The organism is Ruegeria alba (assembly GCF_022321465.1).
GTDB classification, from domain to species: domain Bacteria; phylum Pseudomonadota; class Alphaproteobacteria; order Rhodobacterales; family Rhodobacteraceae; genus Ruegeria_B; species Ruegeria_B alba.
In genome coordinates this window covers 1-19697 of the sequence record NZ_JAKOEM010000007.1, presented here as the reverse complement: position 1 = coordinate 19697, position 19697 = coordinate 1, and the positions used below count along the sequence as shown (strand labels likewise).

Genomic DNA, 19697 nt, shown 5'->3' with positions numbered 1-19697 from the left:
GCGACCGGGCGAATTGCCATGACCGTAAGGCTGGCGTATCCATGGGTGATCCATTCTGAACGAGGGCCATCCGTGGACATCGCAACCCGCGTCTATAATCACAAGTGGAAGATCGATCCGATTGTCCGCTCTCTGATCGACACCGATTTCTACAAGCTGCTGATGTGCCAGTCGGTGTTCCGGAACAAGCCCGACACACAGGTCACCTTTTCCCTGATCAACCGCACGACGCGGATCCCGCTGGCCCGGCTGATCGACGAGGGAGAGTTGCGCGAACAACTGGACCACATCCGGTCTCTGCGCCTGAGCCGGGGTGAAAGCACATGGCTGCGCGGAAACACGTTCTATGGCAAACGCCAGATGTTCCGTCCGGATTTCATGGAATGGTTCGAGGGGCTGCAATTGCCGCCCTACCATCTGGAACGCCGTGACGATCAATATGAGCTGACCTTCGAGGGCAATTGGCCCGAGGTGATGCTGTGGGAGATACCGGCGCTGGCAGTGCTGATGGAACTGCGCTCGCGCGCGGTACTGCATGATATGCGCCGGTTCGAATTGCAGATCCTCTATGCCCGCGCGATGACCCGGGTCTGGGAGAAGATCGAGCGCCTGCGCGGGATCGATGGGCTGACAATCGCTGATTTCGGCACCCGTCGGCGGCACTCCTTTCTGTGGCAGGATTGGTGTGTGCAAGCCATGATCGAAGGGTTGGGGGCGAAATTCACCGGCACATCAAATTGCCTGATCGCAATGCGGCGCGAGGTCGAGGCGATCGGGACCAACGCGCATGAACTGCCGATGGTCTACAGCGCCCTTGCTGAAAACGACGCCGAACTGGCCCGCGCACCCTATGATGTGCTGAGTGACTGGCACGAGGAACACGAAGGCAACCTGCGCATCATCCTGCCCGACACCTACGGCACCAAAGGTTTTCTCGAGCGCGCGCCGGATTGGCTGGCTGGCTGGACCGGCATCCGGATCGACAGCGGCGACCCGGTGGAAGGGGCGGAAACCGCCATCGCCTGGTGGAAGGAGCGCGGCGAGAACCCGACAGAGAAGCGTATCATTTTCTCGGACGGGCTGGATGTGGACAAGATCGCCGAGTTGCATGCCCGTTTTGCAGGACTGGCCAAGATATCATTTGGTTGGGGAACCCTATTGACAAATGATTTCAGGGGGTTGGCTGCCGATGATGGCTTGGCCCCCTTCTCGCTGGTCTGCAAGGCAATCTCGGCCGATGGGCGCCCAACTGTGAAGCTGAGCGACAATCCTGAGAAGGCGATGGGTCCGGCAGAAGAAATCGCGCGTTACAAGCGGGTGTTCGGAGTGGGTCGGCAAACCAGTTATGCCGTTGAGGTGTAAACCGAAATCCGGCACGGATTTCGGGTCGTTTTCCGACCCGGAAAACAGGACGAATTTCATTCTGAAATTCGTCGCCCTGCCCGTGATCTGATCCTTTCGCGCCAAACGATCATCAACCCACCACCCGCGATGAAAAACGCGCCAGGGAACAGATCGGCCCAAGGGGTTTCGTCGAACACCAGCCAGCCCGCGACAAAGGCGATGGGAATGCCGAAATAGCTGAAGGGGGCCAGATTGCTCTGCTCGGTCATCCGGTAGGAGGCCACCAGACACAGCACCGCTGTTCCTCCGAACCCTCCCATTGCAGCGATCCATCCCAGGTCTGACCATTGGACAAGCGGGGTGAACCCGCCGCTCAGCAGCGCCAGCGCCAGCGCCCCGAAGAGAGCGGCCACAACCGAATAGAGGTTGATCAGCGCGCTTGGCACCGCGCTGTCCATCTGCCGCGCCGACACCCCGGTCAGCGCATAGAGGAACGCAGCCCCCAGCGGCGCCAGCGCATCCGGCGAGAAACTGTCGCTGCCAGGCTTCATCACCATCAGCACCCCGGCAAAGCCCAGCAGCACCGCGGCCCAGCGCATCAGGCCGACACGCTCACCCAGCAGAGGCACCGCAAGCGCGGTCATGAACACCGCATTGGCATAGGTGATGGTCGAGGCGGTCGCAAAGGCCAACTTGCCCAGCGAATAGTAGAACAGGAACTGGGCAAAGGTCACATAGACCCCGCGCATCAGCCCCAGGCGCCACTGCCGGATCCGCAGAGGCCGCCCCGCACTGTGCCAGGCACGCGATGACCACAGTGCTATCAAGCTGGGAAAGACCCCGAAGAAGTTGCGATAGGCCGAAAGTTCCGCCGCCCCATAGCGCGGCGACAGGTACTTGATGATCAGCCCCATCATATCGAACAGGACCAGCGCCAGCAGCGACAGCAGGATGGCAAGAACCACGTTATCTCCGCTGCGCGCGCTCATCCTCAGCCGTGCCGCGCGGCGACTGTCTTGAGCTGCGAAAAGCCGTAAAGCGCCTCGAACCCTTTCTCGCGCCCGTGACCGGATTTCCCAACCCCGCCAAAGGGCAACTCGACCCCGCCGCCAGCACCGTAATTGTTGATAAAGACCTGTCCGGCGCGCAACCGCTTGGCCAGCCGCATCTGGCGCGCGCCGTCGCGGGTCCAGATGCTCGCGACCAGCCCGTAATCGGTGCCATTGGCGATCTCGACGGCCTGTTCTTCGGTGTCAAACGGGATCAGGACCTGCACCGGGCCAAAGATCTCGTCCCGTGCCAGCACATGATCGGGGGGCACATCGGCAAAAAGTGTCGGGCGGACATAGGCCCCTGTCTCGGGCGCGTGGTCCACGATCCGGCCCTGTGCTGCGATGGTCAGGTCGGCGCCCTTGCCCAGAAACCCGGTCACGATCTCCTTTTGCCGCGCCGAGATCAGCGGCCCCACCCGCAAGTCTTCCATCGCCGGGCCGACGGTCAAATCGGCATAGGCCGCAGCCATCCGTGTCTTGACCTCTTCATAGACGTCGCGCTGTGCCAGGATACGGGAAGAGGCAGAGCAGGTCTGACCGGCATTCTGGCATCCGGCATTCACCAGGAACGGCAGCGCAGCTTCCAGATCGGCATCGTCGAACACCAGTTGCGGCGACTTGCCCCCAAGCTCCAGCGTCACCGGCACCACGTTGCGCCCCGCCGCCTGTTGCACCAGCGCGCCGGTGGCGACCGATCCGGTGAACGAGATATGATGCACGCCGGGATGCGCCGACAGTGCCGCGCCCGCCTCGGCCCCCAGCCCCGGAACCACGTTCAGCGCGCCGGCGGGTAGCCCCGCCTGCATCGCCAGATCGGCAAAGGCCAGCGCGGTCAGACAGGCCTCTTCCGCCGGTTTCAACACGCAGGCATTGCCCATGGCCAGCGCCGCCCCGACCGAGCGGCCGATGATCTGCATCGGATAGTTCCAGGGTACGATATGGCCGGTGACCCCGTGCGGCTCGCGCAGGGTATAGACGGTATAGCCGTCGAGATAGGGAATGGTCTCGCCCATCACCTTGTCGGCGGCACCGCCGTAGAATTCGCAATACCGCGCCAGCGCCACCGCATCGGCGCGGGCCTGGGTCAGCGGCTTGCCCACGTCCGCGGCCTCGATCACTGCCAGATCCTCGACCCGCTCCAGCACCAACTGGCCCAGCCGAGACAGGATACGGCCCCGTTCGGTCGCGGTCATCCGGCCCCAGTCACCAGCCAGTGCAGTCTCTGCTGCGATTACGGCAGCGTCGATATCAGGCGCGGTGCCGCGGGCGATGCGACAGATCTCGGAGCCGTCAGAGGGGTTGATCAGTGGCAGTGTGTCACCGCTGGCAGCCGATTGCCATTGGCCACCGATGAGGCAGAGCGTGGGATCGAACCAGAGGGGAAGGGTCATTGCGGTCTCCTTGTCGATGGCAAAGCAATAGGTTTTCGAATTCGGCTATCGTTCGGGGGCAGGTCAGACTGATTGGTCAGAGCAGTTGCGCGGCTGTGTTCCCTGGCTTGGGGAATAACTGCGAGAAGAAGGGTCATGCCTGTCGCGCTCCGGTTTCGGGAAGCTGCGGCGCGGCGGCGATCAAGGCGCGGGTATAAGGGTGCGCGGGGTCGGAAAAGACCTGTTCTGTATCTCCTTGCTCCACGATGCGGCCCGATTGCATCACCAGCACCCGGTCGGTGATCGTGCGAACCACGCTCAGATCATGGCTGATGAACAGATAGGTGAGGTCATATTCGGAGCAAAGCTGCGCCAGCAGGTCGAGGATCTGCGCCCGGACCGAGACATCAAGCGCCGAGACCGCCTCGTCGAACAGGATCAGTTGGGGCCGGATGATCAGCGCCCGGGCAATGGCGATGCGCTGGCGCTGGCCGCCGGAAAACTCGTGGATGTACTTACCCGCGTCGTCGGGCGACAGGCCGACGGCGGTCAGCATCTCGGCGATGCGGTCGCTGCGGCCCGACCCGGTTGGTGGCGCATCGAGCAGGTGAAACGGTTCGGTCACCAGCCGGTCGACCCGGTGACGCGGGTTGAAGCTGCCGTAAGGATCCTGAAACACCACCTGCATGCGGCGGCGGATTTCGGGATTGGCACGTTTGCCGTCAAAGACCGGTTGCCCCGCCAGACGGATTTCGCCGCTCTGAACCGGTTCCAGCCCCAGGATGGCGCGGGTCAGGGTGGACTTGCCACAGCCGGATTCCCCGACCAGGCCCAGCCGCTCGCCCCGGTTCAGGGTAAAGCTGACATGATCGACGGCGCGGTGATGGCCCGGGCGCGCAAACAGCCGGGTGCGCGGCAGGGCATAGTCGCGCACCACCTCCGACACCTTGAGCAGCGGCGCGGGTGATGGTCGCGCCGGCAGGGTCACGCGGTGGTCCGAGGCAGCGAACAGCATCCTGGTATAGGGATGGCTCATACCGGTCAGCAGGCGCTGGGTCGGCGCGGCCTCGACCACCTCGCCATGGCGCATGACGGTGATATGGTCGGCCATGTCGGCAACAATGGCCAGATCATGGGTGATCATCAGCATGCCCATGCCATATTCCTGCACCAGCCCCTTGAGCAGGTCGAGGATCTGCGCCTGCGTGGTGACGTCGAGCGCGGTGGTCGGCTCGTCCGCGATCAGCAGTTTCGGGCGTAACGCGATGGCCATGGCGATGACCACACGCTGGCGCTGGCCGCCGCTGAGTTCGTGCGGATAGCGCGACAGCGGGAACCGGTCGGGCGGCAGGCCGACGCGGGTCAGAACCTCGCGCGCGCGCTCTTCGGCCCTGTCGGGCGTCATCGCCTCGTGGATCAGGATCGTCTCCATCACCTGATCGCCGATGGTCTTGACCGGGTTCAGCGCCGTCATCGGTTCCTGAAACACCATGCCGACCGCCGCGCCGCGCAAGGCGCACATCTGAGCCTCGGGCAGGGTCAGAATTTCTTGACCGTCCAGCCGGATCGAGCCACTGGCGCGCGCGCCTCCGGGCAACAGCTGCATCACTGCCAGCGCCGTCATCGACTTGCCCGAGCCGCTCTCGCCGGTGACAGCTACGATCTCACCCGGCTCGATGGTCAGGTTCACGCGCTTGAGGATCTCATAGGCATGGATCGAGAGCGACAGGTCGGTGATCTGCAACAGGCTCATGTGCGCGCCACCCTGAGCCGGGGATCAAGCCAGTCGCGCAGCCCGTCACCCATCAGGTTCAGCCCCAGCACGGTCAGGATGATGGCCAGCCCCGGAATCAGTGCGAGATGCGGCGCGAAACTGACCATGGTCTGTGCATCGGCCAGCATACGGCCCCAGCTGGGTGTCGGCGGTTGCGCGCCAAGTCCGACATAGCTGAGCCCCGCCTCGGCCAGAATGCCCAGCGAGAACTGGATGGTGCCCTGCACGATCAACAGGTTGGCCACGTTGGGCAGGATATGTTCGGCCGAAATGCGCGCCGCACCCTTACCCGCGACGCGCGCGGCCAGGATGAATTCGCGCTCCCACAGGCTGAGCGCCGCGCCACGGGTGATGCGGGCAAAGACCGGGATGTTGAAGATGCCGATGGCGATGATGGCGTTGACGGCGCCAGCGCCAAAGACCGCGGTGATCAGGATGGCGATCACTAGCGAGGGGAAGGCAAAGACCAGATCGTTGCCGCGCATGATCAACTCGTCCAGCCACGACCCCTTGCGCGCCGCGGCGGTCAGGCCCAGCGGTACGCCCAGGCTCATGCCGATGCCCACGGCCAACAGGGCCACCGCAATCGAGGTGCGCGCACCGACCATGATCATCGAAAACATGTCACGTCCGAAATGATCGGTACCGAACCAGTGTTGCGCATTCGGTGTTTGCAGTTTGGCCGGGATGTTCAGCGCGGTGTGGTCGTAGGGAGTCCAGATGAAAGAGATGAGCGCTGCCAGTACCACCAGCGAGGAGAGGCCCGTGCCCAGGATCAGGTTGCGGCTCATGTCCGGGACCTCAGGCGCGGGTCGACGAGAGCATAGGCCAGGTCGACCAGGAAATTGACCACGATCACGGCAAAGACCAACAGCATGACAACCGATTCCACCACGATCAGGTCGCGCGCCGAGATGGCCTGAAATACCAGCCGTCCGAGGCCGGGCAGATAGAACACCTGCTCGATGATGATCGATCCCGCCAGCAGGAACGAGAATTGCAGGCCGATGATGGTCAGCACCGGGATCAGCGCATTGCGCAGCCCGTGCCGCCACAGCGCCTGGCGGCGGGTCAGGCCCTTGGCCCGCGCGGTGCGCATGAAATCCTCGCCCAGAATGTCGAGCAGGGCCGAGCGCATCACCCGAGCCAGGATCGCCGCCTGAGGCAGGGCCAGCGCAATGGCGGGCAGGGTCAGCGAGTGCAGGCCCGCGACGAGCCCCTTGTCCCAGCCGGCAAAGCCGCCCGCGTTGAACCAGCGCAGGTTGATCGCAAAAATCAGCACCAGCATCATGGCGAACCAGAAATTAGGCACCGCGACGCCCAGCTGGGTCGCGCCCATCACCGCCAGATCGCCGGGTTTGCCCCGGCGGGCTGCGGCATAGATACCGGCGGGCAGGGCGATGGCGGTGGACAGCGCCAGCGCGTAGAGCGCGAGCGGCAGCGACACCCAGAGCCGGTCCGCGATCATCTGCGAGACAGGGGTGCGATAGGTATAAGAGGTACCGAAATCGCCGCGCAGCATGCCGGTCACCCAGCTGACATAGCGTTCGGCCTTTGACTGATCCAGACCCAGCTCTGTGCGCAGCGCGGCCAGCGTATCGGGTTGCGCGTTGACGCCCAGCATGAACGAGGCCGGATCCCCCGGGGCGATCTCGATCACCGCAAAGATGACCAGGCTTGCAATGGCCAGGCTGATCGTCAGCGAGAGCGCGCGTTTCAGGCTGTAGCGGAGCATGTCGGGTCGATGCCACCCATTCGGAAAAAAGACCCGCCGCCGGAGCGGCGAGCCAGAAAATCGCAGATTTTCTGAGCCATTTTCTGGGTCAGAAAATGGTCCCGCGCCTTACTCGGACCAGCTGATCGCCGACAGATCGGTCGCGGCGGTGGGCGCATTGGCCCACAGGCCCTGCACACCGGCCTTGGCCACGCTCAGTGCGGCAAGCTGGAACAGGTAGCCGTTCACGTAATCCTCGGAGATGATGCGCTGCGCCTGTTGCATCAGCTCGGTCCGCTTGTCCGGGTCGGTGGTCGAATTCAGCGTCGTCATCAGTTCCTGAAACGCTGGATTGTCGTACTGGAAGTAGTATTCAGGCCGGGCGTAGATGCCGATATCCATCGGTTCGGTATGGCTGACGATGGTCAGGCCAAAGTTCTTGCCCTTGAACACGGTTTCCAGCCATTGCGCCCATTCGACATTGATGATCTCGGCCTTGATGCCGACCTCGGCCAGCTGGGCCGCAATGATCTCGCCGCCGCGCCGCGCGTAAGAGGGGGGCGGCAAGTGCAGCGTGGTTTCGAACCCATCCGGCAGACCGGCCTCGGCCAACAGTGCCTTGGCCTTGTCCGGGTCATAGGCAGAGTTGCCGGTCAGATCGACATAGGCCGGGTTGTGCGGTGCGAAATGCGTGCCGATCGGGGTGCCATATCCGAACATCGCGCCGTCGATGATCGCCTGGCGGTCGATGGCATGGGCCATCGCCTGGCGCACCTTGACGTTGTCAAAGGGCGCCTGCTTGTTGTTGGTCGAGAGGATGGTTTCCCCCTCGGTCGACCCGACCAGCACCTGGAACCGAGGATCGGCCTCGAATTGCGGCAGGTTCTCGGGCGCGGGGAAGCCGGTGAACACGTCCACATCCTCGGCCATCATTGCGGCGAAGGCGGCTGTGGGGTCCGAAATGAATTTGAACGTCGCTTGTGCGAGCGCCGGCTGGTCACCCCAGTAACCGGTGTTGCGGTTCAGCACGATCTTGTCGCCCTGCACCCATTCGCCAAACGTATAGGGGCCGGTGCCCACCGGCGCGGTCTTGATGTTCTCGATGCTCTCGGGCGCCACGATCACCGCATCGCCCCAGGCCATGTTGAACAGGAAATTGCCGTTGGGTTCGGTCAGCGTCACCTTGACGGTCAGCGGATCGACCACATCAACGCTGTCGATCCCGGCGAACAGCGCCTTTTGCGCATTGGCGCTGTCTTCGGCGCGGGCGCGATCCAGGCTGAACTTGACGTCCTCGGCATCCATCGCCGAGCCGTCATGGAAGGTCACGCCCTCGTGCAGCTTGAAGGTATAGACGGTGCCATCCTCCGAGATCTCCCAGCTTTCGGCCAGGGCGGGGACGATCGATCCATCGCCCATAAAGCGGGTCAATCCCTCGAAAATATTTACATAGACCACCGAGTCGATGGCCTGCGCCGCGGCGCTGGTTGGGTCCAGATGCGGCGGCTCCAACTGCATTGCGATGGTGATGTCATCCTTGGCCCAGGCGGCCCCGGCGATCAAAGCGGCACTCAGCGCCAGACCAGAGACAAACCCCTGTTTTACAAACCGTTTCATTCCAACTCTCCCCGTTTGGTTTCGTCTGACGGGATCGTGAACCCGTCACGGCTTGCCTCACTGTTTCCGCAAATCCCGGGGCAATCAAGGAATTGTTGGCGCAATCGGGCTTTCGCTGCGATTGCGAAATATCTATGCTGCGATGCAACATTTTCTGCGGAGGACTGGAAATGAGTGCGACTGCCCGCAAGACCGCCCCCAATGCCCAGGATATCCGGGCGCAAAAGGGGGGCGTGCCGCTGGTCAGCCTGACCGCTTATACGACTCCGATGGCGCGGCTGATGGATGGGCATTGCGATTTCGTGCTGGTGGGCGACAGTGTCGGCATGGTGCTGCATGGGCTCAGTTCCACCCTGGGTGTGACCATGGAGATGATGATCCTGCACGGCCAGGCGGTGGCGCGCGGGCTGGAACGCGCGATGCTGGTCATCGACATGCCATTCGGCAGCTACGAGGAGGGTCCGGCACAGGCGTTCCGCAATGCTGCCCGGCTGATGGCCGAGACCGGTGCTGGCGCGGTCAAGCTGGAAGGCGGGGTCGAGATGGACGAAACCATCCGGTTTCTGGTGAAGCGTGGCATTCCGGTGATGGCCCATATCGGGCTGACGCCGCAGTCGATCAATACGCTGGGCGGCTACAAGGTGCAGGGCCGCGACGATCAGGCCCAGGCGGTGCTGGCCGATGCGCATGCGGTAGCCGATGCGGGCGCGTTCTCGGTCGTGCTGGAGAAGGTGCCCGCGACGCTGGCCGACCGGATCACCGCCGAGGTGGCGATTCCCACCATCGGCATCGGGGCCTCTGCCGGGTGTGACGGGCAGATCCTGGTGGTGGATGACATGCTGGGCTTTTTCACCGCGTTCAAACCGAAATTCGTCAAGCGATATGCCGATCTGGGGCCAATGGCCGAGGCGGCGATTGCCGAATATGCGGCCGAGGTCCGCGCGCGCAGCTTTCCGGCGGCGGAACATGTGTTTGGTGATCAGGCCCCGGCCAAGGGTGCAAAGACATGAGCGCGCCGATCCTGCGCAATCTAACCGATCTGCGCGCCGCCACCGCCGGTTGGAAGCGTGCGGGCGAACGCATCGGTGTGGTGCCCACGATGGGCGCGTTGCACGATGGCCACCTGTCGCTGGTCGCGGCGGCCAAGGCGGCTTGCGACCGGGTGGTGGTGACCATTTTCGTCAACCCGAAACAGTTCAACAGCCCCGAGGATCTGGCCAAATACCCCCGCACCGAAGAGGCCGACGCCGCCAAGCTGGCGCCTTATGGGGTCGATGCGATCTATGTGCCCGATCCCGATCAAATCTATCCAGAGGGGTTTGCCACGACCGTTTCGGTCTCGGGTCTGACCGATGTAATGGAGGGGGCGTGCCGCCCCGGCCATTTCGACGGCGTGGCGACCGTGGTGGCGAAACTGTTCCTGCAAACCGCGGCCGACCGGGCCTATTTCGGCGAAAAGGATTACCAGCAGATGATGCTGGTGACCCGCATGGCGCAGGATATGGATATCCCCATCACGGTGATTGGCTGTCCCACGGTGCGCGAGCCTTCGGGATTGGCGATGTCCTCGCGCAACATGCGGCTCTCGGCTGACGGGCTGGAGCGAGCGGGTCGGCTCTATCCCGTCATGCGGCAGGTGGCCGAGAAGCTGGCGGCTGGCGCCTCATTTGGTGATCTGGCGCCCGCGGCGCGCGAGGCGCTGGGCGCCGCCGGTTTTGTCGATATCGAGTATTTCGATCTGCGCGCAGCGGACAGTCTGCGCGCGCTTGACCGGCCCACCGAACCCGCGCGCCTGCTGGTGGCGGCCTGGCTCGACGGGGTGCGGCTGATCGACAATATCGCGGTTCCTCAACTAAACGATTAGTAGGGGCTTCCTGACACGCCGGAAATGCGGCTACAGTCCCGGGTCAAGAGACGATGACAGGGGGCAGAGAATGACCTTTATTCTGGCGATCGACCAGGGCACCACTTCGAGCCGGGCGATCCTGTTCGATGGCGAGATGCGGCGGGTGGCGACCGCTCAGCGTGAATTCACCCAGCATTTTCCCGAAGCGGGCTGGGTGGAACACGACGCCGAAGAGATCTGGCAAACCACGGTCGAGGTCTGCCGCGAAGTGATCTCTGCTCAGGGGATCGGACCTGAACAGATCGCCGGTATCGGCATTACCAACCAGCGCGAAACCACAGTGGTCTGGGACAAGGCCAGCGGTGCGCCCGTGCATCGCGCCATCGTGTGGCAGGACCGGCGCACCGCAGCCATCTGCGAGCGGCTGCGCAATGCGGGCTGCGAGGATGACTTTACCGCCCAGACTGGCCTGCTGCTCGATCCGTATTTCTCGGGCACCAAGGTGAAATGGATCCTCGACACCGTGCCGGGCGCGCGCGATCGGGCCGCGGCGGGAGAGCTGCTGTTCGGCACGATCGATTCGTTCCTGATCTGGCGGCTGACCGGCGGGCGGGTTCACGCGACCGATGCCACCAACGCCGCGCGGACGCTGATGTTCGACATCCATCAGGGGGAATGGAGCAAGGAGATCTGCGAGCTGCTGGACGTGCCGATGGCGATGCTGCCCGAGGTGCGCGACTGTGCTGCCGATTTCGGTACCACGGATCTGTTTGGCGGGCAGGTGCCGATCCTGGGCGTTGCCGGCGACCAGCAGGCGGCCACGATAGGGCAGGCCTGTTTCCAGCCCGGCATGATGAAATCCACCTATGGCACCGGTTGTTTCGCGCTGCTCAATACCGGGGCACAGCCGGTCGCCTCGCAAAACCGGCTGCTGACGACCATTGCCTATCAGTTGGACGGCCAGCGGACCTATGCGTTGGAAGGGTCGATATTCATCGCCGGGGCGGCGGTGCAATGGCTGCGCGACGGGCTGGGGATCATCGAGACCGCGGCGCAAAGCGGTGAACTGGCCGCCCGCGCCGATCCGGCCCAGAACGTCATTCTTGTGCCCGCCTTCACCGGTCTTGGTGCCCCCTATTGGAAACCCGATTGCCGGGGCGCCATGTTCGGGCTGACGCGCAATTCGGGCCCTGCCGAGTTCTGCAAGGCTGCGCTGGAAAGCGTCGCCTATCAGACCCGCGACCTGTGGGAGGCGATGCAGGGCGATTGGGGCGCAGATGCGAATGTGATCCTGCGCGTCGATGGCGGCATGAGCGCGTCTGACTGGGCGATGCAGGGACTGGCCGACCGTCTGGGCGCGCCGGTGGACCGCCCGGTGATGCAGGAGACCACGGCGCTGGGCGCGGCTTGGCTGGCCGGGATGCGGGCGGGGCTTTATCCCGATCAGGCGGGCTTTGCCGCGACCTGGGCGCTGGATGCCCGGTTCACCCCCAAGATGCCCGAGGGCAACCGCGAGGCCGCTTATCGCCGCTGGAAAGCGGCGGTTGCGGCGGCGATGACGGTCTAGGCTGTAACCCGAGCGCCTTCGGCGATGGTCCGGGGGCGCGCATTCAGCTCTTCTATCGAGAACCCGGCGATGGATTTGTATCTGGCCGCATGTGCGGCCAGATCCGCGTGGGGGATCACGGTGTCGATATCGTCGAAATCCCCGCCGCACAGATCCTCGACCCGTTGCAGCACCCCGTCCGGCCCCCCGCCCGCGCGATTGGCCTTGCCAACGGCGGTGGTCACCGGGCGGGTGTCGGCCTCATAGGCTTCCAGCGCCCTGGGCGTAATCCCATGCTCCAGCAGCCGGGCACCGATGATGCGGGCATCCAGAATCGCCTGACTGGCCCCGTTCGATCCCACCGGATAAGTGGGATGCGCCGCATCGCCCATCAGGGTCATCGAACCATCCGTCCAGCGGGGCAGCGGGTCGCGGTCGACCATCGGGTATTCATAGACCACCTCGGCCCCCCGGATCAGCGCGGGAACGTCGATCCAGTCGAACCGCCATTCTTCGAAATCGGGCAGGAAGTCACCGATATCGGCGGCACGGTTCCAATCCTCTTTCTTCCACGCGGCATCCAAGGGGAAGCGTTTCTCGGCGATCCAGTTCATTTCGACCATGCCGTCGCTATCCGGGTCGGAGATCGGATAAGACACCAGCCGCAGGTCGTCATGCCCGATCATCGCCATGGCGCCGCCACCGAAATAGGCGGGCGCCCGGGTGGTGGCACGCCACAAGACGCGTCCGTTCCAGATCGGTTCGCCCTCGTCTGGGTACATCTGCGCCCGAAGCGCCGAATGGATGCCATCGGCGGCGATCAGCAACCGCCCCTCGACCCGGCGCCCATCGCTCAGGATCAGAATGGCGCCCTCTGGCCCGGTTTCGAACCCGGTGGCGCGAGCGCCCGTCACCACGCAATCCGCCCCGGCGCGTGCAACCAGCGCCTCATACAGCATCATCTGCAAGGCGCCGCGATGCACCGAATATTGCGGCCAGGCGTAACCCGCCCAGGTGCCGCGCGGCTCTTCCCAGATGGTCTTGCCCAGTTTCGAATAGAACCCCAGTTGCCGCGTCCGAACCCCGATCCGGTCCAGTTCCGCTTCCAGCCCCAGATCCAGCAATTCGCGCACCGCATTGGGTTGCAGGTTGATCCCCACCCCCATCGGGCGCAGCACCGCCGTCGCCTCGTAGATGCGGAACGGCACCCCGATCTGGTGCAGCGTCAGCCCCAGGCTGAGCCCCGCGATACCGGCACCGGCGATCAGAACGGTCATGGCAGTCTCCCTCTCTCGTGGCGACAGACTGCCCGGCGCCGCGCGTGAGGTCGAGAGAAAATCAGCCCTGATAAGGGCGCAGGAACACCGGTTTGTCGGGTTCGGACATTTCTGCGTTAAACTGGTATCCGCCACTGTCGAATTCACTCAGCGCCTGCGGATCGGTCAGACGGCGTTGCACGATATAGCGGGCCATCGCCCCGCGCGCCTTCTTGGCATAGAAACTCACGATCTTGGGCGCGCCGCCCTTGTCCTCCATGAACACGGGCGTGATCACCCGCAGTTTCAGCGCCTTGGGGTCCACGGCGCCGAAATATTCCTGGCTGGCGCAGTTGACCAGCACATCGGTGCCGATCTCATCCGCCTGCGCATTCAGCGTTCTGGACAGCTGATCGCCCCAATAGTCATAGAGAGAGGTTCCCCGACGCGTCTTCAACCGGCTGCCCATTTCCAGCCGATAGGCCTGGATCGCATCCAGCGGGCGCAACAGGCCGTATAGCCCCGACAGGATGCGCAGATGCTGCTGCGCCCAGTCCATCTCTTCAGGGTCGAGCGAGGCCGCCTCGAGCCCCTGATAGGTGTCCCCGGCAAAGGCCAGCGCGGCAGGGCGGGTCACATCAGCGCTAGGCGCATCGGCGAATTCGCGGAACCGGTCGCGGTTGAGCCGGGCCAGATCGTCGCTCAGCCCCATCAGTTTCTTGAGATCGCCCAGCGTCAGGTTGCGCGCGGTCTTGGCCAGCCGCACCGCATCGTCTTGAAAGGCGGGTTCGGTCGCCGCTATGTCACGTTCCGCCCAATCCAGCCGCTTGGCCGGAGAGATCACCACCAGCATGTCCTGCCCCCTCGTCCTTGGTTTCGCACGTATCTAGGACGCCTGGCCCAGCACGTCCAGAAAGGCCTCACCAAAACGTTCCCAGCGCCGGTCGCCCAACAGCACCTCCAGCCCGTGCCGGTCGTCGGGCCGCATCTGCGCCACCTTGGCCAGCTGCGATGCCGAACAGCTGAGCGGCTTGTCGATTCCGTCGGGGCCGCGCGCCAGATCGGCCTGCACCGCCAGCAGCCGGTCATAGATGTTGCCGGTCTGCCGACCGGCCAGCTTGCGGCGGGCGGGGTGCAGGGCCTCGGCGGCGCCGCTCACCACCTCCAGGAACAGGGCGCCGTAGCGCTCCAGCTTCTTGGCACCGATACCACCGATCCGGGCCATCTGGTCCAGCGACGCGGGGCGCTTCTCGGCCATCTCGATCAGGGTGCGGTCGGGAAAAATCACATAGGCTGGGACCCGCGCCGCCTCGGCCAGCGCGCGGCGCTTGGCCTTGAGCGCGGACAGCAGCGGCGCGTCCTCGTCATTGACCATGGCCTTGACCGCCGGACGCCGCGCCGCCTTGCGCACCGTATCCTTGCGCAACTCGATTTCGGCCTCGCCGCGCAGGATCGGCAGCGCCGCCTCGGTCATCCGCAACGCGCCATGACGTTCGGGATCGGGGCGCACCAGATCGCGGCCCATCATCTGGCGAAAGATCGCCTGCCACTGAGCGCGGTTCCATTCCGTGCCCACCCCATAGGTTGGCAACTGGTCATGACGGCGTTCGCGGATCTTGTCGGTCTGGTTGCCCAGCAGGATATCGATCAGATGGGTTGCGCCGAACCATTCCTCGGTCCGCAGCATCGCCGACAGCGCCATGCGCACGGCGGTGGTTCCATCAAAGCGCTCTGCCGGGCTGTCGCACAGATCGCATTTGCCGCAGGTGACCTCGGTCTCGCCAAAGTAACCCAGCAGGGTCTGGCGGCGGCAGGTCAGCGCCTCGGCCAGCCCCAGAAGTGCGTTCAGCCGGGCATGGTCGGCGGCGCGGCGTTCGGGTGGGGCCAGCCCCTCGTCGATCTGGCTGCGGCGCAGGCGTATGTCGTCGGGGCCGAACAGGGTCAGCGTCTCGGCCGGCCCGCCATCGCGCCCGGCGCGGCCGATCTCCTGATAATAGGCCTCGATGGATTTCGGCAGATCGGCATGGGCGACCCAACGGATATCTGGCTTGTCGATGCCCATGCCAAAGGCGACCGTCGCCACCACGATCAGCCCGTCCTCGCGGGCAAAGCGGGTCTCGACGATGCGGCGGTCCTCGGCCTCCATGCCGCCGTGATAGTGACAGGCACTGTGGCCGTCCTCGCGCAGGGCCTGCGCCAGCGTCTCGGTCTTGGCGCGGGTGCCGCAATAGACGATGCCCGACTGGCCGCGCCGAGCGCCCGCGAAATCCAGGATCTGGCGGCGCGGGCTGTCCTTGGCGGCAAAGGCAAGGTGGATATTGGGCCGGTCGAACCCGCGCAGAAAGCTGCGCGGCGCTTTTCCGTCGAACAGTTTCGCGACGATCTCGGCCTGTGTCTCGGCATCCGCCGTGGCGGTGAAGGCGGCCAGCGGCACGCCCAGCGCCCGGCGTAGCTCTCCGATGCGCAGGTAGTCGGGGCGGAAATCATGGCCCCACTGGCTGACGCAATGGGCTTCGTCCACCGCGATCAGGCTCACCCCGATCCGCCGCAGCATCCCCATCGCCGCGCCCGAGGCGAGCCGTTCGGGGGCCATGTAAAGGAGCTTCAGCCGCCCCGCCTCCAGCGCCTCCCAGACAGCCTCGGTCTCTTCAGGCGTGTTGCCCGAGGTCAAGGCCCCCGCCTCGACACCCGCCTCCTGCAAGCCGCGTACCTGGTCGCGCATCAGGGCGATCAGCGGCGAGATCACCACCGTCACCCCGTCGCGCATCAGTGCCGGCAGTTGGAAGCAAAGCGATTTGCCGCCCCCCGTGGGCATGATCGCCAGCACGTTCTCGCCCTCGGCCACGGCCCGCGCGATCTCTTCCTGTCCGGGGCGGAAGGCGTCGAATCCAAACACATCTCGCAACAGCGGTGCGGCGTCGAACATCTTGAGGGTGGCCTGTCCTGATTTTTGCGCTTTGCTCTTTGGAACCACCTTACACGCGCAAAAGCGCCGGGAACAAGAGCACCGGCGCCCGTCTTCTTCTGTTCGAAAACATCTATCGTGTCACTTTGATCATGCGGTTTTCTGCAGCGCAGTCATTTGTCTTTCGCGCAGCGGATTCAACGATAGAGCCCACTTCGACAGATGCTGCGGCGCGCACGAACGTTCGTGATGCACGCAAAACAGACATCGCTGTCAAGAAACCGGTCAGGCCCGCTCCGCCTGTTTCAGAAAATCTTGCAACGCGGTTTCATCTATCTCAACAACATGAGACGCTTCGGGAAAGGTTCCGACGTTCACTTCGGAGATATACTCACGATAAGCCGCCACGCGTTCGGCCTGTAGGCGATCGCGTTCACCTGCGAAATTTCGATAGGCTTTGGCATGGCGAGGAAAGTGGCCGCGATTTTCCCCGAGAAGATCGGCAGAGAACAGGTATTGAGCATCGCAATCTCCACCGGAGCCGAGTGAGATCGTCAGCATGGAAGTCCTTTTGGAAATTTCGGCGGCCACTCGAGCGGGGATGACTTCCATCTCGACGGCAAAGCCACCGGCATTTTCGAAATCCTTGACCTCTTGCAAGAGATGCAGGGCTTGCTCGGCCGACTTGCCCACCGCCTTGAAGCCGCCCGTCCAGGTCGCCTTGGGCGGCACGAGGCCGACATGGCAGATCACCGGTACGCCCTCGCGCGCCAGCACCTCAACTATGGCCGGGCTCATACCGCAATAGATTGACTGAGCGCCTGCATTCATCGCCGCCATGGCATCGCGCAATGCCTCGGTTGCTTCGGCGTGTTTGCCCCACGGCAATCCAAACTGGAAATGCGTCTGCGGCACGGCCCGGGCGAAATGAGCGCGTTCGGGGATGAAGGCCGTTCCGATCATGTCCATTCCAGCCTCCGAGGCGGCGATGGCCTCTTCCTCGCGGGCCACCTGAACAAAGCTGATCTGGCGAACCCCCTTTAGGGCGCGCAGATCCATGACAGTCAGTGCCTTGCTCATTTCCCCATGATCCTTTTGCGTCGCTCTTGCATCTTTTCATTGGCCTCGACCGTGCCGTTATGGAAGGTGCCGAACCACTTATCCAAGGGGATTTCCAGGCTGCCGTAATTACACTCGAAATAGCGGTGATGCATCTGGTGGTGGAACGTCCCCAAGGCCAGGCGATTCTTGTCCTTGATCAGCAACCCCTGAAACCCCGTGTGCGTGGTCATCGCCGTCAGGAAATAATACTGAAGGTGGAACAGGATATGCACCGGGTGCGCGCCGATCAACAGGTGCACGAAGACCGATCCGAGAAAGATCATCTGCTCGATCGGGTGCTGGGACATGCCAGACCACGGGCCGACATTGATGTTGCGGTGATGCAGGTAGTGGACGTGTTTGTAGAGAAACGGAATGTGGATCGTCCGATGGATGACGTAGAAATAGAAACTCTCCCAAATCGGAATCAGAAAGAAGATCGCGACAAACCAGACAGGATGTGCGGCCCAGGAGATCAGTGGCATGTATCCATTGGACAAGGCCCAGATCAGCACCACCTCGTAGCCGGTCCAGATGAGCACGCCGGTACCAAGTGTCCAGAACATGTTGTCGCGCACCTGGCCGCCAAGGGTGAACTGCCGGCCATTCACCATCAGGGGACGCGGGTCGAACTTCAGTTTCAACCCTTGTGCCGAGAAGGTGTAGAACCACAGGTGAAGTGCGCCTCCGATGATCAGGGCCAGCAGCAGGTTGCGCGCATACATCTGTGCGACCCAGCCGAATGCGAAGGTCCTGGACTCTTCCAGCGGCGGTTGGAACCAGAGGTAGCTGGCGAAGGCGATCCCGACGATGATCAGCTTTTCCGTGATCAGGAACCACGAGCTCCAGAACCAACCTGCGATTTCGGTCGGGTTCGGTGGCCAACTGAAGATCGGTGACACCTTCAGCGGAACATCGGGCACATGGTTCCAGCCCTTCAGTTGAGTATCGGACATGCATTCCCTCGCTCGCAATTTGTCACGCAGTTTGACACAAGGCCATTCCCATGAAAAACAGAACTAAATGATGATCTACATCTGATTGACCGAGGAATTGTGACCGTTTCGATCCAATCCATGCGTTACTTCACCACTGCATTGGCCCATGGCAGCATTTCAGGGGCGGCGGAGGAACTGAACGTTGCCGCGTCGGCCGTATCGGCGGCGATCGACCGGATCGAGGCGCACTTCCAGCTCACATTGGTCAACCGGTTCCGGTCGCGGGGGATAACCGCCACGACCAGCGGTCGGGTGCTTGAACGCAAATTCAACCATCTCCTCGAAGAGTTTGAAGCGGTAATGACAGCAGGCTCAGATCTTCAAGGAGCCCTGACAGGCGAATTGCGGATCGGCTATTACGCCCCGGTTGCCCCGGCCTTCCTACCCGACATTCTGACAGGTATTGCTGGCGCGGACGGACAAGTGACGCTCCACCTTGAGGAATGCGACAATGACCGCGCGCAAGAGGGGTTTCTGTCGGGCGATTTCGACGCCATCCTTTTTGTCTCCGACGCGGCCCTGCCCCAGATCACCTTTGACGTGTTGATCGAGGCCCCTGCCTATTGCCTGACCGCACCGGATCATCCGCTGGCAAGGCAGGCTTCTGTGCGCCTGAAAGACCTTGCAGAAGAAACGATGATCGTTCTGAACCGTCCCATTGCGGTTGATTACTACCAGCAGATGTTCCGCGCGGCGGGGCATAATTCTGCCAAAATTGCCTATGCGAATTCCACCGAAATGGTGCGCAGCTTGGTTGGCGCAGGTCACGGCTGCGCGGTTCTGAATATGCTACCCACAACGGATGTCAGCTACGCGGGCGACCGCCTCGTCGCGATGCCGATCCGGGATATGTTGCCGCCTCTGACATTGGCACTCGGCTATGACAAGGCAAACCCTCGCCGGATGGTCCGGCACTTTGTGACCCGGTGCTTGTCCTATTTCGGCGAGGGCGCAGGGCATCGCCACATTATCACCTCGTAGGCCGCTTTGGTGCCCTCCAACGGTGGAAGCGACTATTGCAGGGGCAAATTCCCAGTCGCAATGCGCGCAAAGCGGTCAAGTAAGTGACGACGCCAAAAGACCGCTTCGTCCGGATACTGTTGAAAAACTCTGCTTGAGCGATGCTTTGGCTGCTGATTCAATTCTCTTGATTTGCAGGAGAGTTGCTGATGAT

At 63.2% G+C, this 19697-nt stretch carries 16 protein-coding genes; 5 read left to right on the top strand and 11 right to left on the bottom strand.

Going from position 1 to position 19697, the window contains the following annotated elements; translation table 11 throughout:
• Positions 1-72 precede the first annotated feature (72 nt).
• A complete protein-coding gene (gene pncB / locus MB818_RS09990; RefSeq protein ID WP_234139244.1) occupies positions 73-1362 on the top strand; it encodes a nicotinate phosphoribosyltransferase in 1290 nt (429 codons plus the stop codon).
• A gap of 56 nt (positions 1363-1418) precedes the next feature.
• Here pncB and MB818_RS09985 read toward each other — a convergent pair whose 3' ends face one another.
• The 6 genes from MB818_RS09985 to MB818_RS09960 all read right to left on the bottom strand — a co-directional run bounded on the left by MB818_RS09985 (position 1419) and on the right by MB818_RS09960 (position 8871).
• Positions 1419-2309, bottom strand: a complete 891-nt coding sequence (locus tag MB818_RS09985) for a DMT family transporter (protein ID WP_234139245.1) — start codon at positions 2307-2309, stop codon at positions 1419-1421.
• A 26-nt stretch (positions 2310-2335) separates the two neighbouring features.
• Entirely contained in the window at positions 2336-3787 is a 1452-nt protein-coding gene (locus MB818_RS09980) for an aldehyde dehydrogenase family protein (RefSeq protein WP_238904964.1), read from the bottom strand.
• Between the two features lie 133 nt (positions 3788-3920).
• Positions 3921-5519, bottom strand: a complete 1599-nt coding sequence (locus MB818_RS09975) for an ABC transporter ATP-binding protein (RefSeq protein WP_238904963.1) — start codon at positions 5517-5519, stop codon at positions 3921-3923.
• Positions 5516-6331, bottom strand: coding sequence for an ABC transporter permease (locus MB818_RS09970; protein WP_234139248.1), 816 nt, complete (start codon positions 6329-6331; stop codon positions 5516-5518). Before MB818_RS09970 ends, MB818_RS09975 begins: the two co-directional genes overlap by 4 nt.
• Positions 6328-7275, bottom strand: a complete 948-nt coding sequence (locus tag MB818_RS09965) for an ABC transporter permease (protein ID WP_234216729.1) — start codon at positions 7273-7275, stop codon at positions 6328-6330. Before MB818_RS09965 ends, MB818_RS09970 begins: the two co-directional genes overlap by 4 nt.
• 108 nt (positions 7276-7383) lie before the next feature.
• Positions 7384-8871 carry an ABC transporter substrate-binding protein gene (locus MB818_RS09960; RefSeq protein ID WP_234139250.1) on the bottom strand — a complete coding sequence of 496 codons (1488 nt, stop codon included), beginning with the start codon at positions 8869-8871 and terminating at the stop codon, positions 7384-7386.
• A 170-nt stretch (positions 8872-9041) separates the two neighbouring features.
• On the opposite strand from MB818_RS09960, the gene panB reads away from it, so the two are divergent.
• From panB to glpK, 3 genes are all read left to right on the top strand, one after another.
• Entirely contained in the window at positions 9042-9881 is an 840-nt protein-coding gene (gene panB, locus MB818_RS09955) for a 3-methyl-2-oxobutanoate hydroxymethyltransferase (RefSeq protein ID WP_238904962.1), read from the top strand.
• Positions 9878-10735 (top strand): pantoate--beta-alanine ligase, encoded by an 858-nt coding sequence (gene panC, locus MB818_RS09950; RefSeq protein WP_238904961.1) that lies wholly within the window; start codon positions 9878-9880, stop codon positions 10733-10735. Before panB ends, panC begins: the two co-directional genes overlap by 4 nt.
• Before the next feature lie 70 nt (positions 10736-10805).
• On the top strand, positions 10806-12284 hold the full coding sequence (gene glpK / locus MB818_RS09945; protein ID WP_238904960.1) for a glycerol kinase GlpK: 1479 nt from the start codon (positions 10806-10808) through the stop codon (positions 12282-12284).
• On the opposite strand, the gene MB818_RS09940 is transcribed toward glpK, so the two are convergent.
• The 5 genes from MB818_RS09940 to MB818_RS09920 all read right to left on the bottom strand — a co-directional run bounded on the left by MB818_RS09940 (position 12281) and on the right by MB818_RS09920 (position 18481).
• The gene (locus MB818_RS09940) at positions 12281-13540 is read right to left on the bottom strand and encodes a flavin-dependent oxidoreductase (RefSeq protein WP_238904959.1); all 1260 of its coding nucleotides are present in this window, start codon (positions 13538-13540) and stop codon (positions 12281-12283) included. The two genes, glpK and MB818_RS09940, sit on opposite strands and share 4 nt — an antisense overlap.
• A gap of 61 nt (positions 13541-13601) precedes the next feature.
• Positions 13602-14372 (bottom strand): peroxide stress protein YaaA, encoded by a 771-nt coding sequence (gene yaaA, locus MB818_RS09935; RefSeq protein ID WP_234220734.1) that lies wholly within the window; start codon positions 14370-14372, stop codon positions 13602-13604.
• 33 nt (positions 14373-14405) lie between these two features.
• Positions 14406-16445, bottom strand: a complete 2040-nt coding sequence (recQ, locus tag MB818_RS09930) for a DNA helicase RecQ (protein WP_238904958.1) — start codon at positions 16443-16445, stop codon at positions 14406-14408.
• Positions 16446-16709: 264 nt separating this feature from the next.
• Positions 16710-17504 (bottom strand): 3-methyl-2-oxobutanoate hydroxymethyltransferase, encoded by a 795-nt coding sequence (locus MB818_RS09925; RefSeq protein WP_234139257.1) that lies wholly within the window; start codon positions 17502-17504, stop codon positions 16710-16712.
• Positions 17501-18481: a sterol desaturase family protein gene (locus MB818_RS09920; RefSeq protein ID WP_234163313.1), complete on the bottom strand. Its 981-nt coding sequence runs from the start codon at positions 18479-18481 to the stop codon at positions 17501-17503. The genes MB818_RS09925 and MB818_RS09920 overlap by 4 nt, the downstream gene beginning before the upstream one ends.
• A gap of 120 nt (positions 18482-18601) precedes the next feature.
• Here MB818_RS09920 and MB818_RS09915 point away from each other — a divergent pair, with 120 nt between their 5' ends.
• On the top strand, positions 18602-19504 hold the full coding sequence (locus MB818_RS09915) for a LysR family transcriptional regulator (protein ID WP_234139259.1): 903 nt from the start codon (positions 18602-18604) through the stop codon (positions 19502-19504).
• The last annotated feature ends 193 nt before the right edge of the window (positions 19505-19697 follow it).